Origin of the sequence: Caballeronia sp., assembly GCF_028292365.1 — a bacterium.
GTDB lineage: Bacteria > Pseudomonadota > Gammaproteobacteria > Burkholderiales > Burkholderiaceae > Caballeronia.
This window is the reverse complement of sequence record NZ_JAQGMM010000600.1, coordinates 1-9,179: the sequence shown is the minus strand read 5'-3', so window position 1 is coordinate 9,179 and position 9,179 is coordinate 1. Positions and strand designations below refer to the sequence as shown.

11 protein-coding genes are annotated in these 9,179 nt (G+C 58.7%); 1 reads left to right on the top strand and 10 read right to left on the bottom strand.

Annotated features, from left to right (window positions below; translation table 11 throughout):
• The 5 genes from JWR14_RS35340 to JWR14_RS35320 all read right to left on the bottom strand — a co-directional run.
• Nucleotides 1–251, bottom strand: a 251-nt coding sequence (locus JWR14_RS35340) for an amidase family protein (protein ID WP_299718786.1), incomplete at its 3' end; no start/stop codon positions are given.
• Nucleotides 252–270: 19 nt separating this feature from the next.
• Nucleotides 271–972, bottom strand: a complete 702-nt coding sequence (locus tag JWR14_RS35335) for a DUF2848 domain-containing protein (RefSeq protein ID WP_299718784.1) — start codon at nucleotides 970–972, stop codon at nucleotides 271–273.
• A gap of 58 nt (nucleotides 973–1,030) precedes the next feature.
• Entirely contained in the window at nucleotides 1,031–2,338 is a 1,308-nt protein-coding gene (locus tag JWR14_RS35330; protein WP_299718781.1) for an MFS transporter, read from the bottom strand.
• Between the two features lie 37 nt (nucleotides 2,339–2,375).
• Nucleotides 2,376–3,017: a DUF4286 family protein gene (locus JWR14_RS35325; RefSeq protein ID WP_299718779.1), complete on the bottom strand. Its 642-nt coding sequence runs from the start codon at nucleotides 3,015–3,017 to the stop codon at nucleotides 2,376–2,378.
• Between the two features lie 101 nt (nucleotides 3,018–3,118).
• The gene (locus JWR14_RS35320) at nucleotides 3,119–4,177 is read right to left on the bottom strand and encodes a LysR family transcriptional regulator (protein WP_299718777.1); all 1,059 of its coding nucleotides are present in this window, start codon (nucleotides 4,175–4,177) and stop codon (nucleotides 3,119–3,121) included.
• A 669-nt stretch (nucleotides 4,178–4,846) separates the two neighbouring features.
• Here JWR14_RS35320 and JWR14_RS35315 point away from each other — a divergent pair.
• Entirely contained in the window at nucleotides 4,847–5,410 is a 564-nt protein-coding gene (locus JWR14_RS35315) for a lipid-binding SYLF domain-containing protein (protein ID WP_299718775.1), read from the top strand.
• A gap of 289 nt (nucleotides 5,411–5,699) precedes the next feature.
• Here the strand turns inward: JWR14_RS35315 and JWR14_RS35310 are convergent, their stop codons facing one another.
• The 5 genes from JWR14_RS35310 to JWR14_RS35290 form a co-directional block, all read right to left on the bottom strand.
• Nucleotides 5,700–5,990 (bottom strand): nucleotidyltransferase domain-containing protein, encoded by a 291-nt coding sequence (locus JWR14_RS35310; RefSeq protein ID WP_299718773.1) that lies wholly within the window; start codon nucleotides 5,988–5,990, stop codon nucleotides 5,700–5,702.
• Between the two features lie 113 nt (nucleotides 5,991–6,103).
• On the bottom strand, nucleotides 6,104–6,376 hold the full coding sequence (locus JWR14_RS35305; RefSeq protein ID WP_299718770.1) for a ribbon-helix-helix protein, CopG family: 273 nt from the start codon (nucleotides 6,374–6,376) through the stop codon (nucleotides 6,104–6,106).
• 151 nt (nucleotides 6,377–6,527) lie between these two features.
• Complete coding sequence (locus tag JWR14_RS35300) at nucleotides 6,528–7,745, bottom strand: ABC transporter substrate-binding protein (protein WP_299718767.1); 1,218 nt, start codon at nucleotides 7,743–7,745, stop codon at nucleotides 6,528–6,530.
• 119 nt (nucleotides 7,746–7,864) lie between these two features.
• On the bottom strand, nucleotides 7,865–8,593 hold the full coding sequence (locus tag JWR14_RS35295) for an ABC transporter ATP-binding protein (RefSeq protein WP_299718765.1): 729 nt from the start codon (nucleotides 8,591–8,593) through the stop codon (nucleotides 7,865–7,867).
• Nucleotides 8,593–9,179: ATP-binding cassette domain-containing protein (locus JWR14_RS35290; protein WP_299718762.1), on the bottom strand; the 587-nt coding region annotated here is incomplete at its 5' end. The genes JWR14_RS35295 and JWR14_RS35290, both read right to left, overlap by 1 nt.

The following is a 9,179-nucleotide window of genomic DNA, read 5'->3' as shown; positions in this document are numbered from 1 at the left end:
AGATCTTTTACCGATACTGGCACACCGGCCAGTGGCGAGAGACGCGTGCCGGCGCGGCGCAGTGCATCGAGGGCATCGGCCTGGCGACGAGCGCCGTCGGCGTCGACGAAACAGAACGCGTTGCCGCCGTTGCCGCCATCGGCAGCAATGCGTTCCAGCGCGGTTTCAGTGAGTTCGCGAGAGGTCGTCGTGCCTGCGTCGAGCATGGCGGCGAGATCGGCGAGCGGTGTCTTGGGAGCGAAGTGCGTCATGGATGATATCCAATAAAAATCAGGCGATAACCGGCAGCGAAGCCACTGAATATTGATGTTTCAACGTGCGTTGGAGCACTGGATCGTGAAGCTCGAGTTCGAAGACATCGCCGGAGGACATTGCCGCAATCGCACCGTGCACAGAAAGCGTACCGCCGAACATCGCGCTGTTCTCAGGCAGTGCCGGTGCACCCGCGAACCTGTGCCATAAGTCAGCAGGCTCAAGCAGTCCGTTGACCGCACCCGATTGATACAGACGGCGCTCACCGTCGGCACTGCTCAACCATGAGCGCATGGTCAACTGATCCCAATGCGCGGCGACATCGGCATAAAGCCAGGCATCGCGGCCAACCGGCTTTGCACAAACCTGCTTCGATACCGCCACACCGTACGCCTCCACTTCGCGGTCCGTATGATCGGAGCCGATAGCGACCAACGTGCCAAGCGGGCTATCGAGCAGCACACATTCAACTTCGCCGCCCGAGTGCGCACCGAGCACGGCGATGCTGTCGTCCTGCGTGAGCAGGCCAGCAGCCAAGCGGTAAAAACAGGGCGTGGTTGATGGCGGTGCTACACCGAGAGCCGCGAGTTCATCGATATGCGCCTGGATCGCGGCTGAGTCCCGCCCGGCCCAGCCGGCGATTACGAGGTCATCTATGTTGGACGTGGTCGAGACAGGTACTGCGCCAAGGGGAAATACGTTAAAGGAAAGCGTAGTCATTGGGAAGCTCGGGTAGATGAGCGGCGCGGCAACGCGCGCCGCGACGGTACATAGCGCGTTAGTTTTCCAGCGGTCGCCGCGCAGTCTCACGCGCGACGATCAGCGAGATGCCGGTGACAAGCACCGCAAGCGCCACATAGATCGACACCGCCAGCGTGCTGTTGTAGTGCTTGAACAGGCTCACGATGATGAGCGGCGCGAAGCCGCCTCCGAGAATACCGGCCAGCGTATAAGCGAGCGACGATCCGGCATAACGCACGCGAGTGGGAAACTGCTCGGTCACGAATGCAGCTTGCGGACCGTACATCACGGCATGGATCACGAGCCCCACTACCACGGCGAGCACGATCTGCCACGGTTGCGCGCTATCGACAAGCACGAAGAAAACAAACGCCCATACCAGCGCGGCAAACGCACCGGCGAGATAGACCGGCCGACGTCCGAAGCGATCCGAGAGCGCCCCGAAGAACGGCACGCTCAACGCATTGCACGCGGTGCCAATCAGCACGGCGGTCAGCGCTGTCGTACGCGAGAGATGCAGCACGGTCGTGACATAAGTCAGCGTGAACACGACCAGCAGCGCGTACAGCACGTCCGAGCCGATCCGCGAACCGCCCGCAATCAGCAGGCGCCGCCAGTGCTGCGTGAGCACTTCAACAACGGGTACCTTCGCTGTTGCATGGGCGTGGCTGAGTTGCTCGAACTGCGGCGTTTCATCGACGCCGCGCCGTACCCACAGGCCAAAAACCACCAGCAGCATGCTGGCGATAAAGGGCAAACGCCAGCCCCAGGCGAGGAAGTCGTCGGGGGCTACCACGAGCGTGATGAGCGCGATAAGACCCGTGCCGAGCAATGTGCCGAACGAAGGCCCGACCTGCGTCCACGACGCACTCAGGCCGCGCTTGTTTTGATCGCCATGTTCAATCGATAGCAACACGGCCCCGGCCCACTCGCCGCCCAGTGCAATGCCCTGCACGAAGCGCAGCGCGACCAGCAGGATCGGACTATAGATGCCGATGGCCGCATACGTCGGCAAGAAGCCCATCAGCGCCGTGGTGATCCCCATCAGCACGAGCGTGAGCATCAGGACTGCGCGACGCCCGATACGGTCGCCCAGATTGCCGAATATCACACCGCCGAGCGGCCGCGAGATATACCCGACCGCATAGGTCGAGAATGCGAGGATGGTGCCCGCGAGCGGATCGACGGAGGGGAAAAACAGATGATTGAAAACCAGTGCGGCGAGCGTGTTGTAGATCGTGAAGTCGTACCACTCCAGCGATGTGCCGACCATGCTCGCCGTCGCTAGACGACCGCGTCCGACGTGCGGTGAACGAAGATCGGATTGCTGGGCAAGTGTATTCATCGAGAACCTCGGATGATGAAAGCGGGATGACGTCGGGTCAGGCCGAAATGCGCCAGAGCATCTGGAACGTACGGACTTCGGCGCCGTCCGCGAGCGTACTGGCGAGCGCGCGAGTAGCCTCGGCGTCACTGCCTTCGATCAGCACGAGCGCATCGGCGGCGGGCAATGCCGGTTCCTTCGATTGTTTCGATGCTGTCAGCGACACCGACAACGCAGGCGCAGTGCAAAAAAGCCGTGCTGCATGAATGCCAGGTTGACGCAGGCCTGCTTCGAAGCGCGGCTTCAACACCGCAGGTTCAACGCGGTCTTGCGGCAGCACGAACATCGAGAGAAATGCGCCTTCGCCGTCGCCGGTTTCAAGCGTCAGTTCGCCTACGCGCCGCTGCGTGTTGGTCATCCGTGCAAAGTTGGCGAGAGACCACGGCGTTTGCTGAGTGAATGCGCGCTGATAGGCATCGCTGCGAAAGACGTCGAGCGTTTCGGTCACATAGAGCGCGAGATAGCGACGCGGGCCGCCGTCAGTGGCCTTGAAGCGACGCGCGTGGCGAAAGCCGGGAATCGCGACGCGTTCCTGCATGTGCTCGCGGTCATACCACGCGTTGAAATCGGCTTCCTGCACCGGATCGGGGTCGGTATCCGTCCAAATGCAAAGCTGGCCCTGCGGATGTGATGTGCTCATCGACTGTTCCCCGGCGAAAGTGGATTCGTAATGGGAACAGTGTCGCGAGGAGCGGGTACTTCGGTCCAACAAGAAAACAAATACGGTGCGAACAGGTTTCCTTATGACTTCCTTTCCGGCAACTTGCTTTCCGACGACTTTCGCGTGCGGCCCGGCTTGCGGGAATTGATCGCTGGCGACGAGGTTCGAGCGTTGCTGGTCTTGTGTGCGCCGCGCTTCGGCTCGGCCTTTCGCTTGACCTCGGTCTTCGCAGCCGGAACCGGTTCTGCGTGAAGCGTTGCTTCGAATTCACTAGCTGCTTGCCGCGCCAGATCAGCAATACGCGCGGCGAGCGGATGACTTTGCGCCCGGCAGGTCGCCACCAACGGCAGCGATGGAAACTCGGCATTTACATCAAGAACTTCAAGCGTCCCCTCGCGCAGCTCGCGCTGGATGATCGCGGGCGGCAGTGCGGCTACGCCGAAACCGTCGGCAACCAGCCGGATCATTGCCGCCACGGACGTGATGCAATTGATCCGCGCGGGCCGCTCGACAGCCAGTGCAAACAGTTGTTCAAGCGTCGCGTGCGGGCCGGAATGGCGCGAAAAGCTGACGATAGGAAAGTCCGCGAGATGCGCTAGGTCGAGAGTCCGGCCCGAGAGCCCGAGCTTGGGGCTGGCCACCCAACGTACCGGGAATTCGCATAGCGGAAGATTCGTGAAGTCGGGGCCGGCGATTGCATCGGTCTGCAGGATCAACTCGATCTCACCGCCACGCAGCAAGTTCGCGAGGTGAATCGTGGTGTCGCTGGTGACTTCAATTTCGAGCCGCGGATAACGCTCGCGCACGAGCGCCATCAGCGCCGGGAACCAGCTATGCACGATCGATTCGATCACCCCGATTCGGATAAGGCCTGCATCGGCGTCTGCATCGTCGACTTCCCGGCGCATCTCCTCGCCAAGGCGTACGATGCGCTCCGCATACGCCAGCATCTTGCGGCCCGCCGGCGTGAGGGTTGCGGAGCGCGAATTGCGGTCGAACAGGCGGACGTCAAAACTCTCTTCAAGCGACGCGATCCGGCTAGAGACCGCCGCTTGCGTGGTGTGCAACTTTTCGGCCGTGAGGCGGAAGTTCTGGAGTTTGGCGAGCCAGACGAAGGTTTCGAGGAAGCGGATGTTCACGGCAAAGGTCGCAAGTCGGGACGAACGGGCATGGTAACGCGTCGTGACAGATGGACAGTTTTGCTTGGCGATTAGCTGCTTCGAGGCGCGGAGCGAGAAAGGTGCGGACAGGGAAGAATCGATGCGTTTATATAGGTGTTTCCGGCCTAACTATTCGCTGCACAAGAAATCGAAACACTGAAACGAATTGCGATATTAATTCTAATATTTATTGAATCCCTGATGCTTTGCCAAATGACAATGCTTGATATAACCTTCTACTCTATTAAATCCTCGATTTAATTAAAACGATAACGGCCGAGGTCCGGCCACTGAGTCTTTACAGGCGAATTTTTCGATCGTAAAAATCTTGCTACACCTGTTGCAATAGGGGTCTAGTCGATTTCAGCGCTAAACACGCTTATCGTTGTCACGTATGTTGACAATCGTCTTCATTTCAACCGTTTTCATGAATACTCCGAGCAGGATCATTAAATACTCGATCGTTTCAAATAACAGAAATTGGTAAGGCTTATCTACTCAAATCATTCACCCGCGCGCGGGGACACACATTCCAAATAAAACGCTAACCATCATTCCAACGATAAAGCGCATCTTCACCGAACACCCGGCGAACCACCCAGGTCGTATTCAACCGGATACGACCGACCTGCAAGCGGAGTTGACCTCATGACCAAATACATCAGACTCATCCTGGCTAACCTGCTGTTGCTGCTTGCGACCTCCTGCTCGACTTCGCAAATACCGCCGTCCAGCGCGGTCGACCCCGACCTGGAAGCAAAGGCGCGCGCAGCGCTTCAGCACTTGTACAGCACTACGCCCAATGCAAAGTTGCTCCAGTCCCGTGCAAAGGCGGTGCTGGTATTTCCGGAGATACTCAAGGCGGGTTTGATCGTCGGGGCCGAGGAAGGAAACGGCGTGATGTTCGGCCCGGATGGAAAAGTGATGGGCTACTACAACGCAACGTCCGTTTCGTATGGCCTGCAGGCTGGCGCGCAATCGTTTCAGGAAGCCATGTTCCTCACGACCGATTCCGCAATCAACTATTTGCAGACCAGCGGTGGATGGTCGATTGGTGCAGGTCCGAGTGTTGTGGTCGTGGATACCGGCACGGCTCGGTCATTGACATCGACCACGCTGCAATCAGACGTCTATGCGTTCATTTATGGCCAGCAAGGGTTGATGGCCGGGGTAGGAATCCAGGGCCAGAAAATCTCGAAGCTCAGTCCGTGAGTGGTGGGGGGTGCAGGTGGATTATGAGTAATCCTTATGATTCACGGGTGCGTGCCCGGCATCCGCCGGATATGCACCCTTTTACATCTGCAAGTCGTAGGCGCCGAAGCTTGGTGCGTTCTTGTCTCCGGTCGAGTGCACGAACACCGTGTCGGAAAGCCCTCTCTACCTTCAGTTCGACAACTCCAGCAGCTAAAGCTCATGCCGATGCGATCTTGTCTTCCCATGCCGCTTGCGGCATGAAATCCACAAGCACTGCTTCGATCCGGCAAGCGATGTATGTGCCGACTCATATCGGCACCGCCTCGGCAATCACAGCCTCACGAAATTTTTCGGGAAGTGTATTCGGAGTCAGGACGTCTACCGAGACGCCAAACAACTGTGCCAGTTGGCGCCGGATCGAACCGATATTCAGCAGGGTCATTCCTGATTGCAGGTCACCCGGGATATCCAGATCACTGTCTTCCGTATCTTCCCCGCGCAAGACAGAACCGAATACGCGCGCATTGACGGCGCGATTTGCCTCGACAATAAGTCGGATTTCCGTGCGGTGCGCATCGAGTGCGATAGATGGTTTCATCGAACGAACCCCTCAACTGTTTAAGACTTCCAGAGTCGCCTCGAGACGACCTTTGACGCCCATATTAGTAACGGCCACAAGCGCGTCCCACATTTTGTCGGTCACACCCCTTACTACTTATCTCCCGTCATCGCCGCGATGCGCTTGTTCGATTTCGCAACGAACGACAAGGCGTCGTCGAGTGCATCGTTCGCTTCCTTCGCGGACGCATTCACGCGCAAGATCAGCGCGTTGGTACCTTCTTCATCGTCCGACAGCGTGATGCCCTCCACCGCCTGACGCATCAATTCGCTCACGTCGACCCCGAGACGCTTCGCTGTGCTCGCAATCGCACGTTTTTGATCCGGCGTCACCTGGACAACAATCCGTTCCGTTCCAGCAACCATTCCTGCACTCCTATGTACATCATCCTGACCTGTACATATCAGGCTGTTCCCGATACCGGTCAAGTGTTTTTTTTGCCGCATCACGACCCCACCAACGCAAACGACCCGCTTCCGCGGGCCGTTCTCACACTCTCACACTCAACCCATCACCTTAATCTGCCGCCCTCAACTTCGCTACCTCAGCGTCCGAAGGCTGGACACTCGCGCCATCGATGTACTTATAGTTCGTCATGATGCCCTTGCCGTCCTTCAACGCCGTCGTCCCGACATACGCGCCCATCGTCGACTGGTTGTCCTGCGCGCGGTACGTGATAGGACCAAACGGCGTCTCCACCTTCAGGCCCTTGAACGCCGCCGCAAGCTTGTCGGGATCGGTCGACTTCGCCTTCTTCAAACCATCTGCGATCGACATCAAAGCCGAATAACCCACCACCGATCCCACCCGCGGATAGTCGTGATACTTCGTCTCGTAGGCCGCGACGAACTTGCGATTGGCCGGTGTATCGATCGAGTACCACGGATACCCCGTCACGATCCAGCCGACCGGCGCTTCGGACCCGAGCGGATCGAGGTATTCAGGCTCGCCGGTCAGCAACGACACCACCGGCCGGTCCTTGAACAAGCCACGCGTATTACCCTCACGCACAAACTTGCCAAGGTCGGCCGCGAACTCAACGTTAAAGATTGCATCGGGTTTCGCGTCCGCAAGCGCTTGCGTGACCGCGCCGGCATCCAGCTTGCCAAGCGGCGCCGCCTGGTCCGCAACGAACTCAACGTCAGGCTGCGCCGCTTTCAGCAAACGCTTGAACGTCGCCACGGCGGACTGCCCGTATTCATAGTTCGGATAGACCACTGCCCAGCGTTTCTTGTGCAGCTTGGCGGCTTCGGGCACGAGCATCGCGACCTGCATATAGGTCGACGGACGCAGCCGGTACGTGTACTTGTTGCCGTCCTGCCAGACGATCTTGTCAGTCAGCGGTTCGGCCGCGAGGAAGAAAACCTTACGCTGCTTCGCATAGTCGGCAAGCGCTAACCCGGTGTTCGAGAGAAAGCCGCCGAACAACAACGAAACCTGTTCGCCCGTGACCAATTCCTGCGCCACGCGAACCGTATCGCCCGGATTGCCGTTGTCGTCGCGCGAGATGACTTCGAGCTTCTTGCCGTCGATACCACCCGCCGCGTTGACCTCGTCGAGCGCCATGTTCCAGCCGTTCTTATACGGACCGAGGAACGCAGGCTGCGCTTTATAACTGTTGATCTCGCCAATTTTGATGGTCTGGGCGGCAGCGCCCACCGACACTAAAGCGGTGGCCAAGGGCGCAACCATGAAGGCGGTTAAGCGCAGCAACGATCCAACACGCGTGGTCATAGTTTTTCTCTCCGAATAAAGCGGCTAGGTTGAATGCCAAGTGACATGGCTAAGGCTGATTGAAGAATACCCTTGGTCGATCTTTACTTGTCTGCTCGCGCTTAGACAGCTTAAGCAGCTTAAACACTCAGGTACGCTCGCCGCACCGTTTCGTCGCGGGCGAGCTCATCTATCGTGCCGCTAAACCGTATCTGCCCTTTTTCGAGCACATAGGCGCGGTCGCTGACGAGTTCAGCGAAATGCATGTTCTGCTCGGACAACAGGATGGACAGCCCTTCGCGCTTTAACTCGAGAATCATGTTCGCCATCTGCTCAACGATGATCGGCGCCACGCCTTCCGACGGTTCATCCAACAAGACCAGCGTGGGATTACCCATCAGCGTACGCGACACGGTCAGCATCTGCTGCTCGCCGCCGCTCATCTGGCTGCCCGGACGATTCGGCATCTCGCCAAGATTCGGAAACAGGCGAAACAGCTTTTCAGGCGTCCAGCGGGGCGCATCGTCGCGCGGCGGCTGGCGGCCAGTATCGAGATTTTCCATGACCGTCAGATCGCCGAACACGCGCCGGTCTTCCGGCACGAAGCCCATGCCGAGCCGTGCAATACGATACGGCGGCAATTTCGCTATGTCGTGCCCGCAAAAATTGATCGCTCCCTGCCGCGAGGGCAGCATGCCCATCAGCGCTTTCATCGTGGTCGATTTGCCCGCGCCGTTGCGGCCCATCAGCGCAACGACTTCGCCGCGGCCCACTTCCAGTTCAACGTCGTACAGGATCTGCGCGCGGCCATAGAACGCGTTCAAGCCGGAGACTTTCAGCATGCTCTTGTCTTGAGTGGCTGTGTTCATCAGGCGGCTCCGTCTGCCGAAAGTGGCGCAAGCGATGCACGGGGCGTGAATGATTTCCCCGTGCCGAAATACACCTCGCGCACACGCGGATCGTTGCGGACGGTTTCGGCATCGCCCTCGCCAATCAGCTTGCCGCGTGCGAGCACGATCAGTTTGTCGGCGTAAGCAAACACCACGTCCATGCTGTGCTCAGTGAACAGCACGCCGAGCTTGTGATCAACCACCAGTTGCTTGGTCAGCGCCATCAGGTCGTTGCGTTCCTTCGGCGCCATGCCCGCTGTCGGTTCATCCATCAGCAACAGCTTCGGTTTATTGGCCAGCGCAATGGCGAGTTCGACGCGCTTCACGTCGCCATAAGCCAGCACGCCACACGCGCGTTTTGCATGCGCCGCCATGCCGACTTGTTCAAGCAACGCGATCGCTTCATCGGCGTGAATGGACGATGCCGGTTTCCATAAATTGAAGAGCTGGCGGTCCCGCGAAACGAGCGCCATCTGCACATTTTCGATTACCGTCATCGAATTGAAAGTCGCGGCAATCTGGAAGGTGCGGCCAACACCGAGACGCCAGATATCGCGTGGACGCT